At 33.6% G+C, this 24,284-nt stretch carries 25 protein-coding genes and 1 other annotated feature; of the genes, 6 read left to right on the forward strand and 19 right to left on the reverse strand.

Annotated features, from left to right (window positions below; genetic code table 11):
- Window positions 1-537 precede the first annotated feature (537 nt).
- Both yqfZ and ispG read left to right on the forward strand, forming a co-directional pair.
- Window positions 538-879 carry a protein YqfZ gene (gene yqfZ / locus FS935_RS12915; protein ID WP_146949029.1) on the forward strand — a complete coding sequence of 114 codons (342 nt, stop codon included), beginning with the start codon at window positions 538-540 and terminating at the stop codon, window positions 877-879.
- 132 nt (window positions 880-1,011) lie between these two features.
- Entirely contained in the window at window positions 1,012-2,124 is a 1,113-nt protein-coding gene (gene ispG, locus FS935_RS12920; protein WP_146949030.1) for a flavodoxin-dependent (E)-4-hydroxy-3-methylbut-2-enyl-diphosphate synthase, read from the forward strand.
- Between the two features lie 59 nt (window positions 2,125-2,183).
- On the opposite strand, the gene FS935_RS12925 is transcribed toward ispG, so the two are convergent.
- Both FS935_RS12925 and FS935_RS12930 read right to left on the reverse strand, forming a co-directional pair.
- Window positions 2,184-2,381, reverse strand: coding sequence for a hypothetical protein (locus FS935_RS12925; protein WP_146949031.1), 198 nt, complete (start codon window positions 2,379-2,381; stop codon window positions 2,184-2,186).
- An 84-nt stretch (window positions 2,382-2,465) separates the two neighbouring features.
- Window positions 2,466-2,855 (reverse strand): DUF4190 domain-containing protein, encoded by a 390-nt coding sequence (locus FS935_RS12930; protein WP_146949032.1) that lies wholly within the window; start codon window positions 2,853-2,855, stop codon window positions 2,466-2,468.
- 145 nt (window positions 2,856-3,000) lie between these two features.
- Here FS935_RS12930 and FS935_RS12935 point away from each other — a divergent pair, with 145 nt between their 5' ends.
- Window positions 3,001-3,573, forward strand: coding sequence for a hypothetical protein (locus FS935_RS12935; RefSeq protein WP_146949033.1), 573 nt, complete (start codon window positions 3,001-3,003; stop codon window positions 3,571-3,573).
- 60 nt (window positions 3,574-3,633) lie between these two features.
- Here FS935_RS12935 and zur read toward each other — a convergent pair whose 3' ends face one another.
- From zur to FS935_RS12950, 3 genes are read right to left on the reverse strand one after another with little or no spacing between them, the layout of a single operon-like run.
- Window positions 3,634-4,044 (reverse strand): zinc uptake transcriptional repressor Zur, encoded by a 411-nt coding sequence (zur, locus tag FS935_RS12940; protein WP_146949034.1) that lies wholly within the window; start codon window positions 4,042-4,044, stop codon window positions 3,634-3,636.
- Window positions 4,041-4,883 carry a metal ABC transporter permease gene (locus FS935_RS12945; RefSeq protein ID WP_146949035.1) on the reverse strand — a complete coding sequence of 281 codons (843 nt, stop codon included), beginning with the start codon at window positions 4,881-4,883 and terminating at the stop codon, window positions 4,041-4,043. The genes zur and FS935_RS12945 overlap by 4 nt, the downstream gene beginning before the upstream one ends.
- A 15-nt stretch (window positions 4,884-4,898) precedes the next feature.
- A complete protein-coding gene (locus tag FS935_RS12950; RefSeq protein WP_146949036.1) occupies window positions 4,899-5,654 on the reverse strand; it encodes a metal ABC transporter ATP-binding protein in 756 nt (251 codons plus the stop codon).
- A gap of 175 nt (window positions 5,655-5,829) precedes the next feature.
- Here FS935_RS12950 and FS935_RS12955 point away from each other — a divergent pair, with 175 nt between their 5' ends.
- Window positions 5,830-6,084 carry a DUF2624 domain-containing protein gene (locus tag FS935_RS12955; RefSeq protein ID WP_146949037.1) on the forward strand — a complete coding sequence of 85 codons (255 nt, stop codon included), beginning with the start codon at window positions 5,830-5,832 and terminating at the stop codon, window positions 6,082-6,084.
- Window positions 6,085-6,170: 86 nt separating this feature from the next.
- Here FS935_RS12955 and FS935_RS12960 read toward each other — a convergent pair whose 3' ends face one another.
- Together FS935_RS12960 and FS935_RS12965 are read right to left on the reverse strand one after the other, a co-directional pair.
- The gene (locus FS935_RS12960; RefSeq protein WP_146949038.1) at window positions 6,171-7,064 is read right to left on the reverse strand and encodes a deoxyribonuclease IV; all 894 of its coding nucleotides are present in this window, start codon (window positions 7,062-7,064) and stop codon (window positions 6,171-6,173) included.
- A gap of 17 nt (window positions 7,065-7,081) precedes the next feature.
- On the reverse strand, window positions 7,082-8,398 hold the full coding sequence (locus FS935_RS12965) for a DEAD/DEAH box helicase (protein ID WP_146949039.1): 1,317 nt from the start codon (window positions 8,396-8,398) through the stop codon (window positions 7,082-7,084).
- Window positions 8,399-8,732: 334 nt separating this feature from the next.
- Between FS935_RS12965 and vrrA the strand changes: the two genes are divergently transcribed.
- Entirely contained in the window at window positions 8,733-9,416 is a 684-nt protein-coding gene (gene vrrA, locus FS935_RS12970; protein WP_158638606.1) for a VrrA/YqfQ family protein, read from the forward strand.
- Window positions 9,417-9,547: 131 nt separating this feature from the next.
- Window positions 9,548-10,495, forward strand: a complete 948-nt coding sequence (locus FS935_RS12975; RefSeq protein WP_146949041.1) for a 4-hydroxy-3-methylbut-2-enyl diphosphate reductase — start codon at window positions 9,548-9,550, stop codon at window positions 10,493-10,495.
- A gap of 156 nt (window positions 10,496-10,651) precedes the next feature.
- On the opposite strand, the gene FS935_RS12980 is transcribed toward FS935_RS12975, so the two are convergent.
- The 12 genes from FS935_RS12980 to recO all read right to left on the reverse strand — a co-directional run bounded on the left by FS935_RS12980 (window position 10,652) and on the right by recO (window position 24,254).
- Window positions 10,652-11,773 (reverse strand): Nif3-like dinuclear metal center hexameric protein, encoded by a 1,122-nt coding sequence (locus FS935_RS12980; protein WP_146949042.1) that lies wholly within the window; start codon window positions 11,771-11,773, stop codon window positions 10,652-10,654.
- Entirely contained in the window at window positions 11,770-12,486 is a 717-nt protein-coding gene (locus tag FS935_RS12985; RefSeq protein ID WP_146949043.1) for a tRNA (adenine(22)-N(1))-methyltransferase, read from the reverse strand. Before FS935_RS12985 ends, FS935_RS12980 begins: the two co-directional genes overlap by 4 nt.
- A 219-nt stretch (window positions 12,487-12,705) precedes the next feature.
- Entirely contained in the window at window positions 12,706-13,065 is a 360-nt protein-coding gene (gene cccA, locus FS935_RS12990; RefSeq protein WP_146949044.1) for a cytochrome c550, read from the reverse strand.
- Window positions 13,066-13,579: 514 nt separating this feature from the next.
- On the reverse strand, window positions 13,580-14,122 hold the full coding sequence (locus FS935_RS12995; RefSeq protein ID WP_146949045.1) for a hypothetical protein: 543 nt from the start codon (window positions 14,120-14,122) through the stop codon (window positions 13,580-13,582).
- 148 nt (window positions 14,123-14,270) lie between these two features.
- A complete protein-coding gene (gene rpoD, locus FS935_RS13000) occupies window positions 14,271-15,383 on the reverse strand; it encodes an RNA polymerase sigma factor RpoD (protein WP_146949046.1) in 1,113 nt (370 codons plus the stop codon).
- A gap of 136 nt (window positions 15,384-15,519) precedes the next feature.
- Window positions 15,520-17,334: a DNA primase gene (gene dnaG / locus FS935_RS13005; protein ID WP_146949047.1), complete on the reverse strand. Its 1,815-nt coding sequence runs from the start codon at window positions 17,332-17,334 to the stop codon at window positions 15,520-15,522.
- A gap of 32 nt (window positions 17,335-17,366) precedes the next feature.
- A complete protein-coding gene (locus FS935_RS13010; RefSeq protein WP_146949048.1) occupies window positions 17,367-17,840 on the reverse strand; it encodes a YaiI/YqxD family protein in 474 nt (157 codons plus the stop codon).
- 424 nt (window positions 17,841-18,264) lie between these two features.
- Entirely contained in the window at window positions 18,265-19,086 is an 822-nt protein-coding gene (locus FS935_RS13015) for a pyruvate, water dikinase regulatory protein (RefSeq protein ID WP_146949049.1), read from the reverse strand.
- A 34-nt stretch (window positions 19,087-19,120) separates the two neighbouring features.
- Entirely contained in the window at window positions 19,121-19,750 is a 630-nt protein-coding gene (ccpN, locus tag FS935_RS13020; RefSeq protein ID WP_146949050.1) for a transcriptional regulator CcpN, read from the reverse strand.
- Window positions 19,751-20,229: 479 nt separating this feature from the next.
- Window positions 20,230-22,293, reverse strand: a complete 2,064-nt coding sequence (gene glyS, locus FS935_RS13025) for a glycine--tRNA ligase subunit beta (RefSeq protein WP_146949051.1) — start codon at window positions 22,291-22,293, stop codon at window positions 20,230-20,232.
- Window positions 22,286-23,176 carry a glycine--tRNA ligase subunit alpha gene (gene glyQ / locus FS935_RS13030; protein WP_146949052.1) on the reverse strand — a complete coding sequence of 297 codons (891 nt, stop codon included), beginning with the start codon at window positions 23,174-23,176 and terminating at the stop codon, window positions 22,286-22,288. The genes glyS and glyQ overlap by 8 nt, the downstream gene beginning before the upstream one ends.
- 101 nt (window positions 23,177-23,277) lie before the next feature.
- Window positions 23,278-23,449: a binding site (T-box leader), on the reverse strand.
- A gap of 52 nt (window positions 23,450-23,501) precedes the next feature.
- Window positions 23,502-24,254, reverse strand: coding sequence for a DNA repair protein RecO (recO, locus tag FS935_RS13035; RefSeq protein WP_146949053.1), 753 nt, complete (start codon window positions 24,252-24,254; stop codon window positions 23,502-23,504).
- Window positions 24,255-24,284: the final 30 nt, after the last annotated feature.

Below are 24,284 nucleotides of genomic sequence, written 5' to 3' on the forward strand. Positions count from 1 at the left end.
TGGCCATAGAAAAACTGCACCTCCGATTGTTAGATGGTGTCTAACAATTGGGGTGCAGTTCAACTTCCAAGGTTTTTGTTTATATTACTGTGAATATTTTTAATAATTTTAGATAACAGATTTTACCGCTTTAAAGGTGTTTGAGTCTTTTTCTCTAATTCTTTTTATAATCATTTCTTGAATCCTTTTTAACTCTTCATGTTAAAACCTCCTCTCAAACTTTTTGTATTGACTGCCGTTATAAAATTCTTGTGAAGCTTATTAAATATGGCTCTTTTTTTGAAGGATTGTGGCTAATAGACGTCATTATCTGTTGTAACCAGTGTTTTATCGCATAAAAGGTGCAATTTGTAAAAGAAAAAATACCACTAGACCTTATACAGAGTTGGTTCCAACATGATTATAAAAACAACAAAGTTTATGGAAACAGCCTTAAATATTAACTCCAATTAATAAAATTCGGCTTTTCCCTGACATATTTTGTTAGGACAAGCATAGAATATAGAAGTTTATTAAAAAAAATTGGAGGAAATTATCTTGAAGCGACTTTCCCTTTTATTAATTGGTCTATTTCTTTGTTATATCATCTACTATGACTTTCAAATTGGTACTCTTCCTGCAGTCAGTCAAGCTGCTTCAGATAACAAAACAATTCCTGTTGTAAACCCAACATCAACATCTACAACCACTAAAATCGATTATTTTGAGCAGAAGGTCCAACAAGGTGACACAGTCTTAACAATCATTGAAAAATATCATAATATGTTGCCTGCATCTATTGAACAAATAAGTAAGGATTTTGAAGAGCTTAATTCTGATACAAAAGCAAACTCAATCATAACCGGAAAAATATATCGCTTTCCAAATTATAAACAATAGTTGTTCCTTGTCTTTTAGTAAGCCTCCCTGTAAAATGAGTTTTGGAGTACAAATTTTATAGCATGTTTAAAGTTCATTTCATTTTTGTAGTTTCAAAAAGCAATAAACTTATTTTTAAGGAGCGATTTACACGTGAGTGAAATCATACATCGTACAAAAACCCGTCCAGTAAAAGTGGGAAGCTTAACAATTGGTGGAAATAATGAGGTTGTTATACAGAGTATGACAACAACAAAAACACATGATGTCGAAGCTACTGTTGCTGAAATAAACAGATTAGAAGAAGCTGGCTGCCAAATTGTTCGTGTAGCATGTCCTGATGAACGTGCAGCAAATGCTATTGCAGATATAAAAAAACGTATTAATATTCCACTAGTGGTCGATATTCATTTTGATTATAAGCTTGCTCTAAAAGCAATCGAAGGTGGAGCAGATAAAATCAGAATTAATCCAGGTAATATTGGGAGAAAAGAAAAAGTTGAGGCAGTTGTTAAAGCTGCCAAAGAACGTAAAATTCCGATTAGAATAGGTGTTAACGCTGGTTCACTTGAAAAAAGAATTCTAGAAAAGTATGGCTATCCAACAGCAGATGGAATGGTTGAAAGTGCACTTCATCATATAAAAATTCTAGAAGATCTAGACTTCCATGATATTATCGTTTCAATGAAAGCATCTGACGTTAATTTAGCAGTTGAAGCTTATGAAAAAGCAGCTAGAGCTTTTGATTATCCTTTACATTTAGGTATTACCGAATCAGGTACATTGTTTGCAGGTACTGTAAAAAGTGCTGCTGGAATAGGAGTTATCTTAAACAAGGGAATTGGTAACACTTTACGTATTTCTTTAAGCGCCGATCCAGTTGAGGAAGTAAAAGTTGCTAGAGAATTATTGAAGTCCTTTGGTTTAGCAGCAAATGCGGCTACTTTGATTTCTTGTCCTACATGTGGACGAATCGAAATTGATTTAATTAGCATTGCAAATGAGGTAGAAGAATATATTTCAAAAATTAAAGCTCCTATTAAAGTTGCTGTGTTAGGTTGTGCAGTTAATGGACCAGGAGAAGCACGTGAAGCTGACATTGGTATTGCAGGAGCACGCGGTGAAGGTCTATTATTCCGAAAAGGTCAAATCGTTCGTAAAGTACCTGAAGAAACAATGGTAGAAGAACTTAAAAAAGAAATTGATAAAATTGCTGAAGAACATTATGCAAAACAAGCAGCTGAAAAAGAAAAATTAAATTCATAATAAAAATAAGGAATCGGTTTCAACCGATTCCTTATTTTTATTTCACTCGTTACACTACACTATTCTTCTTCATGTTCCTCAGGTAGGAGAACTGCCCCAATATTACTATTCATTGATAAAGAAGTATCAATATCATCTTCTAGATGTTTCTCTCCGTAAAATTGATTTTGAATAGCCATATTTGCCTCAGTAGCTTCTTTTTCAAAAATGGTCTCATTTACTCCATTATGAGTAGCTATTGCCTTCTTGTCTTTCATACCAATCATCCTCCTTTTAGGAATATACCAAAAATGAGGGATTGACCAGCAAATGGTCAATCCCTTTCATTTAACCTTTACCATTTAAAAGAATGGTGTGATAAAAATTCCAAGGATAATTGATACTGCACCAATACCTATTGCCCATGCACCAGTACCAGTTGCTCCCCTTCTTCTTGCAATAAAGCCAACGATAATACCTGCTGCTCCTAAAATTACAGGTAAAATAAATAATGAGATAATCGATAAAGCAAGAGCTAAAAAGCCCATTCCTCTACCCTCTCCTGCCACTTCATCTGCCTCTGTGTTAACATTAGCATATTCATTTCTCATATTAATTGGAGCCGCAATTTCCGCAGCTGATTCTGTTTCATAATCAGACTCAATTTCTCGATCTAGTGGCGTAATTCCCTTGTAATTAGGGTTATCAAAACGATCACGTTCTTGTTCATTGAACTTATTTTCGTCTGCCATTAAGATCCCTTCCTTTCTAATGTAAAGGAGCATTTATTATTATGAGCTATAAGTAAAGAACTATAACTGTAAAACTTTTCTGTTCGTTTAAAAAGCCATTATGGTACACTATGTACTAGGATTTAATTAAAGGAGAGACTTACTTATGTTGCGACTTGGAATAGACATTGATGGGACTGTAACTGATCCACAAACTTTTGTACCTTATTTAAATAAATCATTCAATCAATCACTAACATATCATGATTTAAAACAATATGACCTAACAAAGATCTTAAATATTACTGAAGCTGATTTTTGGAAATGGATGGATGAATTTGAACCTATAATCTACAAGGAAGCACCACTTGCTCATCATGCTAAAATTGTATTAGATGAATGGAAAGATCAACATAAGCTTCTATTTATTAGTGCAAGGAGAAAACATTTAGAAGACATTACTTATAATTGGTTTAAAGACAAAGATCTTTATTACCATCACATTGAATTAATCGGAACTCATAATAAGCTGGAAGCTGTTAAAAATAATAACATATCTATCTTTTTTGAAGACAAGCATGATAACGCATGTATGATTAGCGAAGAGCATAATATTCCTGTTATCTTATTTAATACACCTTACAATCAAGACCCAATTCCCAAGGATGTTATTCGTGTTAATAACTGGTTAGAAGCGAAAAATTGGGTAAATCAATGGTATGAAGTAAAGATTTTATAAAAGATAAAAGGCTCTGACATAAGTCAGAGCCCTTTTCACATTCTGTAAGACATACATATTTTAATGACATTGCGGACATTTACCATACACTTCGAACTTGTGTCCACTTATATCATAACCTGATAAGTTTCCTTGTAGTTGGGACATCGGACAACCAGGAATTTCTTTAGTTTTACCACATTTAAGACAAATAAAATGATGATGATGATGTTTCGAATCACAAGTAAATCTAAAATGTTTTTCTCCGGATAATTCAGTCATTTCAAAAATGCCTAAATCAGCAAATAGAGATAAGTTTCGATAAATCGTATCAAAGCTTAATCCAGGATAATCATCTTTTAACGATTCCAAAACATCTTTTGCTGTTAGATATTTATCAAAATCTGCAAATAACTGCAACATCTCTTCTCTTTTACTTGTATATTTATAGCCTTTTTCTTTCAGTAAGTCGAGAGCTTCTTGAACATTCATGAAACTTTCCCCTTTGTAAATTTAGTCCATAAAATTGTTATTACTAAGATAAATACGGATAATATGACAATTGTTCCCCCTGGTGCTAAATCTAAATAATAGGATAGGAATAATCCAATAATAACAGATATTTCACCAAATAGTACAGAAAAGAAGATTGTTTGCTTAAAGCCCTTTGCAATTCTAATACTAGCTGCAACCGGTAAAGTCATTAATGATGATACAAGCAAGATCCCAACAATCCTCATAGAACTAGCAATAACTAATGCTACAAGTAAGATAAAAATAAAATGAATCCACTTTGCATTTATACCTGATGCTGTAGCATGTTCTTCATCAAACGATAAAAGAAACAGCTCTTTATATAACAGGAAAATGATCGCTATAACAAAAACAGAAACAGCAATGATTACATATAAATCTGTGCGACTTACTGCACTAATGCTTCCAAATAAATAACTAAATAAATCTGTATTAAATCCATCTGCAAGAGAAATAAAGATAACACTAATTCCTACTCCACTTGATAAAATAATTGGAATCGCTAGTTCTTGATAATGCTTATAAACCGCTCGTAATTTTTCTACAAGTAATGAACCTACTACTGAAAAACCCATACCAAGATAAATTGGATTTAACCCTGCAAATGCTGTGAACTTTTTTTCTAAAAGTAAACTTGCTGCAATCCCAGCTAGGGTGACATGACTTAGAGCATCAGCTATTAATGACATTCTTCTAACAACCACATAAACACCAAGAAGTGGTGCAATTAGACCTATTAATAGTCCTGACATAAATGCATTTTGTAAAAATTCATATTCAAAAAGACTGCTAAACATTTTTCATATCCTCCATTAATGGGAGTGTGTTAACACGTGTACAGAATGGCCATAAAAATCTGACATTTCATCTTCTTTAAGTGATTCAAATTCTTCTGATTTGCCATGAAAATGAAGATGCTTATTAATACAAGCAACATGAGTCACTTTATCTGTAATCGTTCCAACATCATGTGTAACCAAAATCAACGTTATCCCCATTTGTCTATTCAGCTTCATTAGCATTTCATAAAAGTTTTGAACTGTTTGTGCATCCACACCTACAGTTGGTTCATCTAAAATTAATAATTTTGGCTCACTTACTATCGCTCTTGCAATAAAGGCTCTTTGCTGCTGACCACCGGAGAGCTCTCCTATATTACGTTTTGTAAATTCCTTTAACCCAACAGCTTCAATGGCATTAAGTACTGTTTGACGATCCTTCTTTCCCAAGAATGTAAATAAACCAAGCTTAGATGTTAATCCACTTGAAACAACCTCAAAAACTGAAGCTGGAAAACCAGTATTAAAGCTATTTGCTTTTTGTGAAACAAACCCTACTTCATGCCAGTTTTTAAATTTTTGAATTGGTTGACCAAACAGCTTGACCTCACCATTCTGTGGCTTTAATAAACCTAATAAACATTTCAACAATGTTGTTTTTCCAGATCCATTTGGACCAACCAACCCTAAAAAGCTTCCTTGTTCTACAGTTAGATTAATATCTTCTAACACTTTTGTACGTTCATATGTGAAATTAAGATTATTTATCTCAATAACAGGTTGATTCATTGAACTTCATCTCCTACAAATTAAGAATCGTTCCGATTTAATATCTATAAATAATATCTAACTTATAACATAAAAATTATACTCACTTCTTCAAAAAATGTAAAGAGAAAAATCGGTAAAAAAATCTGCACCTTATCAAAGAAACTTCATACATTGTGTGAGAGGAGGTTTGATAATGGTGTTATTTCAAAAAATAATTAATCAGAAGCTCAACAATATATCAGTAGAGGAACTCATGCAATATGCCAAACAGTTTAATGTTTCTATAGAGAAAACTCAAGCAGCTCAAGTCGTGAAATCGATGAATGGGAAAAATATAAATATATTCAATGTTAATGAAAGAAAACAGCTATTAACTCAAATTGCAAAGATTACATCTCCACAAACAGCTCAACAAGTTAATCAAATTTTCCAGAAGTTCACAAATTAATAAAATTAACATATTTTCCATCAACTACTTATCGTTTCATCAAAAATAAAAGTCAGTTCCTGTTAAGAACTGACTTTACCTTCTTATTATTGATTAGCAATCTTCTCCAATAAACCTTTATCAAATGTTTTGTCTTTAAACATGTTAATTTCATATTTATATGGAACTTTCTTATTCTTTTTATCTTCACCAACAAATGGTGTTTCAAGTATTTTTGGAACATCCATTAATGACGGATGGTGAATAATTGAGTTTAACGCTTCAAAACCAATATGTCCAAAACCAATATTCTCATGACGATCCTTACTAGCACCCATTGGATTTTTACTATCATTGATATGAAGTACCTTTAGACGATCGATTCCAATAATCGAATCAAACTCTTTCAATACATCATCAAAGTTATTTACAATATCATATCCAGCATCATGTGTATGACACGTGTCAAAACATATTGATAGATGTTGATTATGTGTAACTCCATCAATTATTTTGGCTAATTCATCAAATGAACGACCACATTCAGAGCCTTTACCAGCCATTGTTTCTAACGCTATTTGAACCTCTTGGTTTTGTTCGAGAACTTCATTTAGGCCTTCAATGATTTTCTGAATGCCAACATCAGCTCCAGCACCAACATGGGCACCAGGATGTAAAACAATTTGTTTTGCACCTAAAGCATGTGTACGCTCAATTTCTGAACGAAGGAAATCGACACCCAATTGGAAAGTTGCTGGATTTGTTGAGTTTCCAATATTGATAATATAAGGAGCATGTACAATAATTTCCTCTATTCCATTTTCCTTCATATGAGCTTGTCCTGCTTCAATGTTTAGATCTTCAATTTTCTTTCTTCTCGTGTTTTGAGGTGCACCAGTGTATATCATAAATGTATTTGATCCATAAGAGACAGCTTCCTCACTAGAGGCTAATAGCATTTTTTTCCCACTCATGGAAACATGTGATCCTATTTTAAGCATAACTCTTCCCCCTATACTTACTTACCTTTTCGATCAAGTCTTCTCTTTCTTTTTTTAATTTGTTCCATTTCGCGACCCATTTTCTTTTTATAGCCCGGCTTTATTTTTTTAGGTTTTTGTACAATACTTTTCGCCAAAGCATCAGCATCATCAGTTACTCTTTTTCTATTTTGACGTCGTTTGCGATCTTCAAGATCTTTCCATTCTCCACCGACAAGATCTTTATTAACAAACTCAACACCTAATTTTTCTAATTTATTTAAAGCATCTTCATCAGAAGTTTCAAAAAGCGTTACTGCAATTCCTGAACTACCAGCACGTGCTGTTCGTCCAACACGATGGATGTAGAAATCGAGTTCTGTTGTTGGTATTTCATAATTAATGATATGACTTACACCTTTTATATCAATCCCACGGGCTGCTAAATCTGTAGCAACAACATATTGAAATTCCAAATCATTTATCTGTTTCATCATCTTTTTACGATCACGAGGAGATAAATCTCCATGAATACGTCCTACTTTTAAGCCTTTTTCTAATAAATAATCGGCAACTTCATCAGCTTTTTTCTTCGTGTTTGTAAAAACAATTGCTACAAACGGATTAAATGATACAAGAATATCATGAACTAACTTCATTTTATCTCGATGTCTGGTAGGTACTAGAACATGTTCTATTTTAGCAGCTGTTGCTTGTTTAGGAGCAACATGTGTAAAACGTGGATTTGCTAAGTATTTTTTCAAGAAAGGTTTTAATTTTTCTGGAATTGTTGCAGAGAATACGAGTATCTGCAGATTCTCCGGCATTTGACCAGCAACCATATCAACTTCTTTAATAAATCCCATATCAAGCATTAAATCTGCTTCATCGACAACAAGGGCTTTTACTTTATTGATAATAAGAGCATTTTCTTGAACTAAATCCTTGATTCTACCAGGTGTTCCAACAACAATTTGTGGCTGGTTTCTTAATTTTTCTATAGTACGCTGCTTATCAGTTCCACCAATAAAACATTTAGATGTTATCTCCTCATTTGAAAAAGGAATAACTTTATTTACTTCATTATAGATTTGAATGGCTAGTTCTCTAGTTGGGGCTGTAATAACAAGTTGAACTTCTTTTTTCTCAGTATCAATTTTATTGAGTAGTGGAAGCAAGTAAGCATGTGTTTTACCTGTACCTGTTTGAGATTGTCCAATAACACTTTCACCATTTAAAATTGACGGGATCACTCTCTCCTGTATTTCAGTTGGTTCAGAAAACTTCAATTCCTTTTTTAATGCTTCTATTATAAACGGCTTTAATGAAAACCGTTCGAATTTTGTAGACTCCATCCGTTTCATCTCCTTTAAGATAAGAATCACCTTTATTTCCCAAGTGTACCTTATCAATCCATCATTACATTATAACCGATACACTGAAAAACTCAAACTAGATTTTACCAGTAGCTACGTATACCTGGAATTGTTCATCCTTTAAAAATAAAACGCAGTTAAACAATCTTCTTCATTTTCGTTAAAGATATTCACTTTCCTCTGAAGATTAGTGCCTCATACGTTAACATACAAACACACTAACCTTTAAAATAGCGTAAAGGTAAAGAAGAACCATTAGCTGTTAGAATGCATAGTCTATGTTAGGTATATGTACTTTGAAAGGAGGATTTACATGTTTCAACAAAGACCTATGCCTCCTATGAATCCTAGAGGTTTTCTCCCACAACAGGGGCAATTCCCTATAAGTCAACAACCATTTCAACGCTCATTTATGGGTGGTGGCCAGCAAATTGGTCAACAAGTAGCTTCAAGAGGTGGTGGAGGAGGATTAAAAGGTATACTCTCTCGTATAATGCCTGGAAGCTCACAAGGTGTTGCAGGCGGTGCTGTTAATCCACAAGCATTTACAGGAGCAGCCAATGCAGCAACTAGTGCTTCAAGGGCTACTGGCTCACTACAAGGACTTATGAATCCATCTAATATCTCCGGTATGCTCGGTAATGTACAAAAAATGTTAGGGATGGCACAGCAGGTTACTCCTATGGTTCAACAGTATGGTCCACTTGTAAAAAATTTGCCAGCTATGATGAAAATTTACCGTGAATTGAATAGTTCAAGTGATGCTGAGCAATCAACAACAGATGAAGATGTTAAAGCTGACCAATCGGTTGAAAACAATTCAGAAACAGAAGGTGTTAGCAAAACAACTTCGCAAAAAGGAAAAACGAAGAAAAAAGCAAATACTGCTAAAAATGATTCAGATGTAAAAAGTAATTCTGATCAAGCAGGATCAGCAAGTAAACCCAAAAAACGTTCTACTTCCTCCAAAAACTCGATGCCTAAAATGTATATCTAATTATTCCTCTTTGTAATCTACCCCAATCTTCGATATAATATTAAGAGATTGTGAGAGTAAAGAGCCGTTTTTACGGCTTTTTTTCCATGTACTAAAAACTCTCGATGTGATCTCTTAAGGAGGCAATATAAATGAACGTTATAAAAATCGCACCTCGTGGATATTGTTATGGTGTTGTTGATGCAATGGTAATCGCAAAAAACGCCGCTTTAGATAAAACTTTACCAAGACCAATCTACATTTTAGGAATGATTGTTCATAATAAACATGTTACAGATGCTTTTGAAGAAGATGGTATTATCACTCTAGATGGTAATAACCGTTTAGAGATTTTAGAAAAAGTTGATAAAGGTACAATTGTTTTTACTGCTCATGGAGTTTCTCCAGAGGTTAGGGAAATTGCGAAAGCAAAGGGTCTCATCACACTTGATGCAACATGTCCTGACGTAACAAAAACACATGATTTAATTCGTGAAAAAGAAGCCCAGGGCTATCACATAATCTACATTGGTAAGAAAAACCATCCAGAGCCTGAGGGTGCCGTAGGTGTTGCACCACATGTTGTGCATCTTGTAGAAACGATTGAGGATGTTGAACAACTTAATATAGATAGTGAAAAAATCATCGTTACGAATCAAACAACGATGAGTCAGTGGGATGTAGCCGATATAATGGAACTAGTAAAGGAAAGGTTTCCTCATGTTGAAGTTCATCGGGAAATTTGCTTAGCAACACAAGTTCGCCAAGAAGCTGTTGCAGAGCAAGCAGGCGAAGCTGATTTAACAATCGTTGTTGGAGATCCGAAGAGTAACAATTCTAATCGATTAGCACAAGTATCAGAACAAATTGCTGGTACAACAGCCTATCGAATTTCTGACTTAAGTGAATTAAAGCTAGAATGGTTAAAAGATGTAAAAACTGTTGCTGTAACGGCAGGAGCTTCCACACCTACACCAATTACAAAAAAGGTCATACAATTTCTTGAACAATTTAACCCTGAAGATGATACAACTTGGGTTTTAAATCATGAAATTCCTTTATCAAAAATATTACCTAAAGTTAAAATTAAAAATAAATAAATAAGAGGATGTCTCAAAAAGTTACGCAAAGAGAGTAAACATATTGGTTTAGTCTGCTAAAACTTTCTTAATGAGACATCCTCTTTGTATATTTGGTTCTATCTCTGTAAAAACAAAAGAGTGTGCTAAGCACAACTCTGTTGTGAAATATAACAATCAAATAAACTTAAACGGATTTGTATCAATTTCAGATCCAAAAATATCAACATCAAAGTTCTTATCAATACACATAGAACTAAGTTTAGCTGATACTCCCTTAATCATAACCTTCTCAACATGGTGTCCAGGATCAACCACATTCAAATCCATCATAAGTGCATCATGTGCAACATGGAAATACAAATCTCCTGTTACATATACATCTGCTCCCTTAAATTTCGCTTGCTGTATATACTTATTACCATCTCCACCTAAAACTGCAACTTTTTTGATCTTACTACTCGGATCTCCAACCAATCGAACTCGCTCTACCTCAAGAGATTTTTTAACATGTTCCGCAAATTCTGCAAGTGTTAATTCTTCTGGTAAAACGCCTATTCTTCCTAGACCTAGAGTTAATCCTTTTTGATCGAGAGCATAAATATCATAAGCAACCTCTTCATAGGGATGTGCTTTTAGCATTGCTTGAATCACTTTCTTCTCTATTGATGTTGAAAACACTGTCTCAATTCTAGATTCAGAAACATATTCTAAATTTCCCTTTTTACCTATATATGGATTAGTACCATCAAGCGGTAAAAACCCACCTTCTCCTTCTGTAGCAAATGTACAATGACTGTAGTTTCCTATATGTCCTGCACCAGCCTCTCCTAACGCTTCTCTAAGCTGCTTTTCATGTGTTGAAGGTACAAATACTACTAACTTCTTTAACTTGTCCTCATAAGTCGGAACAAGTACATCCAGTTGTGATAAGCCAAGAGCTTGCGCTAATAGATCATTCACTCCACCATTTGTTATATCTAAGTTAGTGTGTGCTGCATAAATGGCAATGTTATGCTTTATACACTTCTCAATCATTTTTCCATATGTAGAATCGGTTGTAAGTTTTTTTATCGCTCTAAAAATTGGAGGATGGTGAGCAATAATCAAATCAACGCTTTTCTCAATTGCTTCATCAATCACTGATTCAACAACATCTAGGGTAATCATAACATTATGTATCTTCTTATTTAATGTACCAATTTGTAGCCCTATTTTATCTCCCTCTACTGCATAGGCTTTTGGAGAAAATTGTTCAAATAATTGAATGACCTCAAATCCATTTGGTGATTTTTTCAAGATTCTAAAACCTCCTCAACAAGCTTAATTTTCTCAGTTAAATCTCTATATTTTTCATTATTATTATATGTATGTCCTGATTGCTCAAGCTGTTTAATGATTGCCTTCCAATGAGTACTCTCATGGAGCCACTTCTTCTTAAAAACATCTGTTTTTTTAGCAATTAAAATTGGTCCTAATAGAAGACCAGCATGAAAAGATACACCTTTATAAGGTTTTTTTGTATTACCTTTTTCAGCTACAAGTATTTCATAAATTTTATCATCTTCTTCAATAATTTCTTCATCAACAAGTTCCCAATTGTTTTCTACTAGCCATTCTCTTATATAAATAGAGTGAATATTAGGCTGTAAAATTAATCTTTTAACAGTAGTAAGCTTTGAACTTCCTTCTTCAAGTATTTTCTTTATTAAACCTCCACCCATACCAGCAATTGTAATACAATCAACTTGATCTTCTTCTTTGATAACTGATAGACCATCTCCCTGTCTTACAGAAATAACATTTTGAAGTTCAGTTTTTATTACTTGATTTTTTGCTGATTCATAAGGTCCAGAAGTAATTTCCCCGGCAATTGCTAATCTAGCTTTACCTTGTAAAATTGAAAAGCAAGGAAGATAGGCATGATCTGATCCAATATCTGCCATCACTGCGTTTTCTGGTATAAATCGAGCTACTGTTTCAAGTCTTTTCGATAGGTTCATTTCATTCATTTATGTCACCAAATTTCTATAGAATGTGATTTATCTTTAAGGTATTCAATTTAGCTAAATTATAAACACCTTTATTCTTGCTGTAGTTTTTAGCTGGATAGGGTAAGTACATGCTATAAAGTATAAAAAAAGTCCTTCACAGAAGCAAAGGACTTTTCTTTTATTTACGATAATTAACATTAATTAATAGTAATTGGATACGCGGTTCTCAAATAAAACTTACTTAATTTGTGATACCCACTCTGCCATTTCATCCAACTTCTCATCTGGAACTAGATTAGCTGGCATAATTCCTTTACCCTCTTTAAGTGTTTTCTTTATTTCATCTACACTCAAATTGTCACCAATACCAACTAGTGCTGGACCTGCGCCACCTTCATAGTTTTCACCATGGCAAGTAATACAGTTTTGCTGGTAAATTTCTTCCGGAGATGCATTTGCAACATCCTCTGTTTTTGGTTCTTCTTCCCCATTTGCTAATTCTTCATGATCGCCAAGACCTTTGAATGATAAAAGAAACATAAGGCCGATTCCTAAGAGTGCGATTAATAAAAATGGAATAAGTGGATTGCGATTCATCATGTAACCTCCCTTATGTAAATGTGAATCTTCCATTAGTGGACTAAAATCCCAACTAATGTCGCTATTAGAAATCATATTCTGAGTTTTACTTCTCAGTCATTTGAACTAATAGAGCGTTTTCTTTGTGTAGGTAATAGGTTTACTGCATAGTACTAATAGATAAGTTTCATAAGTACACTTGTTTTTTATAAGAGCTCTTTTCTGTAAAGATTGCTGCTATAATAATAGCTAAAATCGTCAGTAGAAACATTGTTTTCATCACATAATAGTACCATTTATTAAAGAAGAGATGCAACAAGTATCTATAAACAGCTATTTCTACAAGTAATTAAAAAGCAACAAAGTTTGCGAAAATAGTCTTTATAAACAACCTCTATTTTACTGTAATTTTATGATAAGTAAAAGACCTATCTTATAACATCTTTATGTTTTTCACACTTTAGACAAAAAACAGACATTTATGAGCAAACTTCATAAATCTTTATTGACATACTTAACCTACTAAAATTCATTATAATATAATAGCAACTACAAAAACAGCTATACCTAATATTCCACTTATAGATAGATAAAGAATTCTTAAAATAACACCAAAAGTTAACCAGACTAGACAATTACTAATAACGATCAATCCTAGTATAAAATCATTTCCGCTTGCAAAAAAATCAGATAATGCAATGGAGGAAATTAATAATTGTATAAAAGTTAAGCTTAAAGGCCCTTGAAAAGATTTGCCTTTTCTAATAAAGTAAGCGGTAACAAGTGAAGATCCAATGAGTAAAAAACTTAGGATAACCATTTGCATTAAGTAGGTAATTTCAGTAAAATTAGTAAAAAGAGATGCTATTACTAAGATCATAATAAAAGCATATAAAAAGCCATCAATTAAGGATATTCTTTTTTTCTTTTTTTTCACTTCAACATGTTCATTATTTTCTTGGTTGCCTTCAGTATAGAGAGCTAACAAAAAGTCACAATAGGTTTCAGGTAAAAGTTTATTGTCTTTCCATTGATGAATTTCATTGATTATAATGTTTTTTTTATCTTTATCCATCTTAGCCATCCTTAATCATTGTTACTCTTATTTTAAAGAAGACATATATGGCTTGTAAATGATAAATTTTAAGTTGTTTCACATCATCGTGTATATGTCAGAGTAAGTTATATTATTACAAACTGAAAGACGGACATAAGTCCGCCTTCTATTCTAAAAAGTCTTTTAGACGTTTACTACGGCTAGGGTGACGTAACTTTCTAAGCGCCTTTGCCTCTATTTGACGAATACGCTCACGAGTTACACCGAACACCTTACCAACTTCTTCAAGAGTTCTGGTTCTGCCATCATCTAGACCAAAACGCAGGCGCAATACATTTTCTTCACGATCTGTTAACGTGTCAAGTACATCCTCCAGCTGTTCTTTCAGCAGTTCGTATGCAGCATGTTCAGAAGGTGAAGTTGCGTCCTGATCTTCAATGAAATCACCTAAGTGTGAGTCATCTTCCTCACCAATTGGTGTTTCAAGTGAAACAGGTTCTTGAGCAATCTTAAGGATTTCTCTAACCTTGTCAGGAGTTAGTTCCATGTCTTCTCCAATTTCTTCTGGAGTTGGTTCTCTTCCAAGATCTTGAAGTAACTGACGTTGAACTCTAATTAATTTGTTGATCGTCTCAACCATATGAACTGGAATACGAATTGTACGTGCCTGATCTGCTATAGCACGTGTAATTGCTTGACGTATCCACCATGTTGCATACGTACTAAATTTATAACCTTTTCTATAATCAAACTTTTCTACAGCTTTCATTAAACCCATATTACCTTCTTGAATTAAATCAAGGAAAAGCATTCCACGACCAACATATCGTTTAGCAATACTTACAACAAGTCTTAGATTTGCTTCTGCAAGTCTTCGCTTTGCTTCATCGTCACCTTCTTCAATACGTTTAGCAAGATTAATTTCTTCGTTTGCAGATAAAAGATCTACCCGACCGATCTCTTTTAAGTACATACGTACAGGGTCATTTATTTTAACGCCTGGTGGTACACTCAAATCATTTAAATCAAATTCTTCTTCTTTTGCCAGCTCTTGAACATTGGGATCAGCCTCTGTTCCTGCTTCACCTAACAATTCAACACCCTGTTCACCTAAAAATTCATAATACTCATCCATTTGGTCTGATTCTATTTCGAAGTTTGCCATACGCTCTGCGATTTCTTCGTATGTTAATACTCCACGTTTTTTCCCGATTTCTGTTAATTGGTCTTTCACCTGTTCAAAGGTTACTTCCGTTTCATGGGTCTGTTTATCAGCCATAGGAACCCCTCCTTCCAAACTTACCAAGTTATAAGATAAGCCACTGGATTTCTGTGTAGCGGTATATTTGATATATCTTGAATGTGTTATAGGTAACACACTTATTAATACTTACCTCTTCACTTCAGCTTACTTTTTATGACTTTAAAGCTTGTTTTAATTGAATAATTTCCATTGCTATTTGAGCTGCTTCTTTGAACTGTTTATTTCTTTCAGCTTCATTTTTAACAGCTTCTTTTTCTTTTATCATTAACATTTTTTGATGATTCAACACCTGTTTTATACAATCTGATAACTCTTGTTCGCTTACTTCAGTGTTTAATGTAATCATCGCAATGTTGGATACAATATCTTGTAATTCTGCATTTGGTAATCTTGAAAGAAACGAACTAACATTTTCCTCATTTCCTTCTTCATAAAAACCATATAGATAAGTAACAATAGCTTTATGCTCTTCAATATTAAATTGAAGTCCAAGTCGTTCTAATACCTTTTGAGACAGATCCTTACTTCTTAGCATATAACCAATTAACATTCGTTCTGCAGTGTGAAAGGCTGGTAACAGGCTTTTCCTTGCAATTGGGTTGCGCTTCACCTGTTGTGGAACCTTTTTTACATTTGAAGAATGATCAGATTCTTGTTTAGGCTTCTTCTGGTTAAGCTGTTCTTTTAGAACATCCATTGATAAATCAAATTCTTTAGAAAGCTGCTTCAAATAGATTTCCTTTTCAACTGCACTTTTTAATTGGCTGACCTCACCAAGAATATTCTCAATGTATTGGAATCGTTCGCCTTCATTTTGGAGGTTTTTGCCTCTTCTGTAATAGCTCATCTTGAACGTCATTAGAGGTACACTTGCCCCTATTACATCGTTTTTAAACTTTTCAGAGCCGTACTTTTTGATGTAGTCATCAGGGTCTAAACCATCTTGAATCATCGCAACGTTTATATGACATCCAACACTCTGTAAGATCTTAGCTGCTCGATTCGTTGCTTCTATTCCTGCAGAATCTGAATCATAACAAATCACAATCTCTGATACATTTCTTCTTAAAATTTTTGCCTGCTCTTCAGTTAGCGAAGTTCCCATTGTTGCTATAGCATTCTCTACACCAGATCTAGAAGAAGATATAACATCAGCAAAGCCTTCGAAAAGAACAGCTTGTTGATTTTTACGAATATGTACCCTAGCTCTGTGAAAATTATAGAGTATCTTGCTCTTATTAAATATTTTTGTTTCAGGGCTGTTCAGATACTTTGGCTTCTCGTCTCCGAGCACTCTCCCTGAGAACGCAATTGTCATACCATGATGATCTGTTATAGGAAACATAATTCTATTTCGAAAGCGATCAAAATAGTCATCAGAATTATTTTTCTTGACTAATAATCCAGCTTCCTCCATTAAATCAGCACTAAAACCCCTTTTTACCAAGAATTTTGATATAAAGTCCCAAGAATCAAGTGCATAACCAATTTCAAATGTATCAATTGTTTCTCGAGTAAAGCCTCTATTCAATAAATAATCTAATGCTTCTTGACCCTCTTTTGTATTTACCAATAAATGATGGTAAAATTTCTTTAAGAGTTCATGAGCTTCGATCATTTTCTCAGCATCTTTAGGAATATTGCGCTCCTGATCATTTGCTGTGATTTCGGTAGGTAACTCAATGCCAACTTTATCAGCAACGTGTTGGGCAGCTTCTATAAAAGAATAATTCTCATGCTGCATTAAGAAGGAAAAAACATTCCCACCCGCACCACAACCAAAGCAGTGAAAAATCTGTTTATCAGCTGAAACTGAAAACGAAGGGGACTTTTCTCCATGAAATGGACATAAGCCAAAATAGTTACGTCCTTGTTTCTTCAGTTGAACATATTCACTTATCACATCAACAATGTCAGAAGTTCGTTGGATTTTCTCGATTAATTCTTCGGGAATTCGATTTCCCATACTAACAACTCCGTAATAGAGATATTCAATATTTATTTAAAATCTCCTGCAACTTTCGACAAAATTTTTTCGATTGTTGTGATAAAATTTATTGTATCTTCAGCAGTGAACTTTTTTGGACCTTTAGTGTACTTACCACTACGACGCTCCATAGCTGATAAATATCGAAACTGCAGGGCTGATTCAATATTAGCTTCTGTATATTGTTTACCCCGAGGAGTAACGACAATAACATTTTTTCTTAGCAATAAACCTGCTAAACCAATATCTTGTGAAATAACAATATCATGTTTATTTACATGATTGACTATGTATAAATCTGCTTCTTCTTTACCAGTGTCTACAAACACCCATTTTCCACCATATGTTTTATCAGAACTATGGTTATAGGATGCTACAAAAGTAACATCTATTTTATACTTCCCTGCAATATCCATTACTTCCTGCTTGACTGGACAAGCATCAGCATCAACATAAATCCCTATATTTTTTTCGGCATAGTTCATTATTCTACATCACTCCGGGATAATCCTTCTTAACAATACTACTGTAAGTTAATATTCTAGAAAAAGAACGAAAATCCTTTTTTGTCGAAAATTATTTCTGTGTATTTCTTGACAGTTTACAATTAATAGTTTATTCCTAGATGTCAAGTTCTAAACCTAAAAAATAACTTTTTATCACAATTTTTTATTATAATACAAAGTTCGTCAAATTTCTATTGTTTTTTTCTCCTAAATCTAAGTATAAGCAACTAATCCCCATTTAAGTACTAATAATTTAGAAAAGAGTAAACCCCTTGGGTCAATCACACCTTCATACGGTAAGTTTTTTTCGCAAAGGAAGCTTCTTAGAAATGATTTTTTCACCATAAAAAATATGGGTGACTTATGTTAATAGTTAATTACCAATAAGTCACCCACAAATTCTTTAAAAATTGCCATTTTGCTTATTCATGAAATTCGCAATGATATTTGCTGTTTCTTCAACAGCTTTATTTGAAACATCTACAACTTGACAACCAATTCGATTTACTACTTTATCAAAATAATCTAGTTCTTCTCGTATTCGGTCAATATTTGCATAAAAGGCTTCATCATTCAATCCTAATGATTTCAATCTTTCTTTTCGGATATGATTTAATTTCTCAGGCATGATTCGAAGACCAATACATTTTTGTGCTGAAACTTTATATAATTCCTCTGGTGGTTCAACTTCTGGTACAATCGGTACATTCGCAACCTTAAAGCGCTTATGAGCGAGATATTGTGACAATGGTGTTTTTGACGTCCTTGAAACACCTATTAATACGATGTCGGCTTTTAAAATACCTCTTGGATCTCGTCCATCATCATATTTGACGGCGAATTCAATCGCCTCCACCTTCTTAAAATAATCATCATCTAGTTTTCTAACACGGCCTGGCTCATATTTTGCTGAAATACCATATGAAGTTTCCATCTTATCTATTAAAGGACCGATAATGTCGTAATAAACAACACCTTGTTTATTCGCTTCCTCCATTAAATAATCTCTTAATTCAGGAACAACCATTGTAAAACAAACAATAGCGTGGTCCTGTTTCGCTAATGAAATAACCTCTAATATAGTACCTTTGTCTTCGACATATGGAATTCTTTTAATTTTCGTATTGGCTGACGCTCCGTTAAATTGGCTTGCAGCTGCCTTAACAACCAGCTCTGCTGTTTCTCCTACTGAATCAGATACAACATAAATTAATCGATAACTCATTTATTATATCCCCATTTCCGTTTGCTAGCTGCTTTTATTCCACTGCAAGGCTAACCAGTATTTTTGTCATATTTGTTTTTGTTACTCTTCCAATTACCTCTAATCCTTTTTCTGTATCCTTTACAACTGGTAACGCATCGATTTGCTTATCTATTAAAACATGTGCAACATCTAAAATTAAATCTTCGTGTCTACAAACTGTAATATTAGGCATTCTTGTCATTATAATATTAACAGGTATTGTTGTTAATTCTTGTTTGCCAATACTTGTACGTAATAAATCTTTTCGTGATAGCACTCCAACTAAAATCGATTGATCATCAACAACAAACAATGTTCCTACATCCTCTAAAAACATCGTACAAATCGCATCATATACTGAAACATTTACACTCACAACAATTGGAATAGATTGATAGTCCTTAACCTTCAATTTCTTTAGCTCATCTGTTAGAAGCTGATTATTTTTTTTACCAGTGAAATAATATCCTACACGTGGCCGGGCATCTAAGTACCCAGTCATCGTTAATATAGCTAAATCCGGGCGCAATGTTGCTCTCGTTAAATTTAACTGATCTGCTATTTGTTCCCCTGTTATCGGTCCATTTCCTTTTACTATCTCCACAATTTTCTCTTGACGTTTATTAAGCTCTATTTGACTCACCACCTTACTTTAAAAAACTTTTTTCCAAAGGCTGTTTTCGTAAACTTTGTTGCTTTTTGAATCCTGATGAAAACAACTTTGTATAAAGTCTAGTGGCATCTTTTCTTCTACAAATCGCCCCTTTTATGCAATAACACACTGGTTACAACAAATATTAACGATTATTAGCAACAATCTTTCAGAAAAGAGCCTTTCCAAATTACATTCATAAATATAAACTTCATTTTTAATTATCATATCTGAATTATTTTCTATCTTATATTTTTTCGGGAAAATTGCAAAAGTAAGCTGATTATTAATTAATCAATTCGTCAATCGGTATTATCTGACTAAATGAATATAATCAGTTAGACAATAGGTTATACTATATAAAATTATTATATACTTTCTATGGGATTTGAAAAGCAATTTGTTTTAGCATACGAAAAAAGAACTGACTTATTAGTAGACAGTTCTTTTCTTCGTTTACAGTAGTTTAATTATTTCACTAAAATTACATTCATTTTAGCAAATGACTCAATCAACTCTGAAATAGCTACCATTTGAGCTAAACGATTTTCTTTAATTTTTGCGTCCTCAGCCATGACCATCGTATGATCAAAATAATCATTAATAACTGGCTTTAAGCTGGCTAGCACTTTAAAAATTTCTTCCTCTTGACCTACTTCTTTATAACCAGCTATTTTTTCTGATGAAATATTGTACACCTCATATAGCTTTTTTTCATACTCTGATTCAAATAACAACTCATTGATTTCTTGTGCACTACCTTTTTTAGCGATATTCATAACACGTGCTAGTGCTTCAATTGTTTCCTTAAATTCTTGTTGATCTGAAGCATGTTTTAGTAATCTTGCACGTTCAGTTAATGACGTTACCTCAAGGTAAGATGACTCTAGAACAGCATCTATTAAATCATGGCGAATAGAATCCTCCGCTAGAAGGTATTTTAATCGTAGTTTGAAGAATGCTACCATTTCTTTTTTAGTATCTGGTGAGACTTTATCACCAAACAACTCAAGCGCTGAGCTGAATAATTGAGGAAGTTCTAGTTTATAGTTCTTTGAGCGTAATATTTGTACAATTCCGCTTGCTTGTCGTCTTAATGCATAAGGATCTTGAGAGCCTGTTGGTATTTTGCCTATCGCAAAAAACCCTGTAATTGTATCAAGTTTATCAGCTAAAGAAACAATAGCACCAATATCTGAAGAAGGTACAGCATCATCTGCATGTCTTGGCATATAATGTTCATTTATTGCAGCAGCAACTGTTTCTTTTTCTCCAGAAATCCTAGCATATTTCTCACCAATTTTACCTTGTAGTTCAGGAAATTCATATACCATATGAGTAACCAAGTCAAATTTACAAATAGATGCTGTACGTTTAATATCTTCTTTTCCTTCAGAATTAATTTGTAGCTGATTAGCAAGTGTTTCAGATAGCTTAACAACACGCTTAACTTTTTCTCCTAAAGTTCCTAATTCTTCATGAAAGACAATTTTATCTAATTTCTGTACTGCATCTTCAATCTTAAGTTTTTGGTCTTCTTTGTAAAAGAAATTCGCATCAGATAATCTAGCTCGTAATACCTTTTCATTTCCTCGAGCTACATTTTCAAGATGATTATGGTCACCATTTCTCACAGTAACAAAGAAAGGCTGTAACTCACCTTCTTGATTTCTTACAGGAAAATATCTTTGATGTTCCTTCATACTAGTAACTAGAACTTCATCTGGTAATGTTAAATACTCAGATTCAAACTTTCCAAATAAAGCAGTAGGGTATTCAACTAAATTATTAACTTCTTCGAGTAAATCTTCATCGATTGGAATAATCCACTTTTGTTCAGCTTCAATTTCTGAAAGCTGAGACGTAATTGCTTGTTTACGTTTAACAGGATCAGCTAAAACAAATTGTTCTAACAAAGCTGCTTCATATAGAGACGGAGAAGCAACCTCCACTTTATTTCCTAGAAAGCGATGTCCATACGTATATGAACCTGTCTCAATACCTGCAATCTCAAATGGAATAACATCATTTCCAAATAGTGCTACAATCCATTTAATTGGTCTGATATATCGTAAATCATTGCTTCCCCATCGCATATTTTTAGGGAAAGTTAAGCCAATAATTAATTGCTTCATTTCGATTAATAAAGTTTTCGTTTCTTGACCTTTTATATGTTTTTGGACATGTGCGTATTCTACACCATTTATTTCTTTAAAGTAAATATCCTCAACTGATGCACCTTGCCCCTTAGTAAAACCAATTGAAGCTTTAGACCAATTTCCTTCACCATCTAAAGCAATCTTTTTAGCTGGACCTTTTGCTTCCTCTTCAATATCAGGTTGCTTATCAGCCACATCTTTTATTTGGACTGCTAATCTTCTTGGTGTTGAAAATGTTTTTACTTCTCCATGAGATAGCTTTTTTTCTTCAAGCCATTTTGTTATTTTATCTTCTAACTGATTCATAGAAGGTGTGACATATTGAGCTGGTAATTCCTCTAATCCAATTTCTATTAATAAATCTTGCTTACTCATTATGTTCTCCTCCTTTCTCATGTAACATTGGGAATCCTAATTTTTCTCTTTCGTCATAAAATGTCTTAGCTACTTTACGCGCTAAGTTTCGCACCCGTCCAATATATCCTGTTCTCTCAGTAACAGATATAGCTCCTTTTGCATCTAAAAGATTAAAAGTATGTGAGCATTTCAGGACATAATCATATGCTGGATGTACAAGTCCCACGTCCATTTGTCTAATAGCTTCCTTTTCATAAGTAGAAAACAACTGAAAAAGCATATCAGTATCAGATGTTTCAAATGTATATTTTGAATGCTCATATTCAGGCATTAAGAAGATATCTCTCACTGTGTAGCCTTTTGTCCATTCTAGATCAAAAACATTTTCCTTATCTTGTATATATGATGCGAGCCTTTCAATTCCATATGTAATTTCAGCAGAAACTGGTTTACATTCCAAACCACCAACTTGTTGGAAATAAGTAAATTGTGTAATTTCCATTCCATCAAGCCATACTTCCCAACCTAAACCTGCACAACCTAGAGAAGGATTTTCCCAGTTATCTTCTACAAAACGAATATCATGCTTTAAAGGATCAATACCTAATGCACGTAATGAATCCAAATATAACTCTTGAATATTATCAGGGGATGGTTTCATAATCACTTGAAATTGGTGATGCTGATAAAGTCTATTAGGATTCTCTCCGTACCGGCCATCAGCAGGTCGTCTTGATGGCTCAACATAAGCAACCTTCCATGGTTCAGGTCCTATACTTTTTAAAAATGTGTATGGACTCATAGTTCCTGCACCTTTTTCTGTATCATATGCCTGCATCAGTACACAACCTTGATCTGACCAATGCTTTTGCAACGTTAAAATCATTTCTTGAATATTCATTCAAAAACACCTCCATTAGTTAGTAATAAAATATTATTTGTAGAACAAGCAACCGGCTTTTTAAACACAAAAAAACCCTCGTCCCTATGCCAAACAAATGACATAGGGACGAGAGTATACCCGCGGTTCCACCCTATTTGCTTATATAATAAGCCACTTTTAAAAAATTCCTGCTCCGGAATGCCCTTCCTTACGTGCCAATCCTTAGCTTACACCATCCTAAGGTCGCTTCCATTGGGGAACGTAAATACTTCTTTCCTTCAACGCATTATAATTCGTTTAATTATATTTGCATCTTAATCGAAATGATATCAAAAGTCAATTATTATAGTTTGCCTTTTAATGAGTCAAGTTGATCTAAGAAACGCTTTGATTTTATCGTCAGACCAGAAAATTCTTGATAGTAGGCTTGTATTACATTTTTTAATTCCTTTTTTGTTTCTGGTTTAACAGATATATTTCCTAAACGGTTTAAATCAAAATAATAAAATAATCTAAGTAATTTTACAGTCATTGGTGAGATAGGTAGTCTATAAGGATCTTTCTGATAACAAAGGTGACAAATAAATCCACCTTCTCTAATTGAAAAATGAAAGTTTCCATCTTTATTACCACAAACAGTACAACTGTCTAACTGAGGATTCAATCCCAATACAGACAACATTTTCATTTCGAAAATATTGACTAATATATCAGGATCAACTTCATCATCAAGATAGATAAGTGTTTGTTTTAATAATTCAAAAAGATAAGGATTTCTCTCTGTGTTCTCAGTACTTTTATCTAATAATTCTGATATGTAAGAGGCATATGCAGTAAGGAAAATGTCCTCTCTAATTCCTCTTAGTGAATGGATAATTTCTCCTTGCTGGAGACTTCCTAATCCATTCGATCTTTGAAACATAAATGTTCCATACGTAAAAAGTTGGGTAATTGACGTAAGGCGACTATTTGGTTTTTTTGCACCTCTTGCCATAACCCCAACTTTTCCTAACTCTCTCGTATATATTGTAATAATTTTGTTTGTCTCACCATAATCAATAGAACGGATTACGATTCCTTCACATTTTTGAAGCAAATTTCCTTCACCTTCCAAAGGTATCAGGCA

It is taken from the genome of Metabacillus litoralis (genome assembly GCF_007994985.1).
GTDB lineage: Bacteria > Bacillota > Bacilli > Bacillales > Bacillaceae > Metabacillus > Metabacillus litoralis.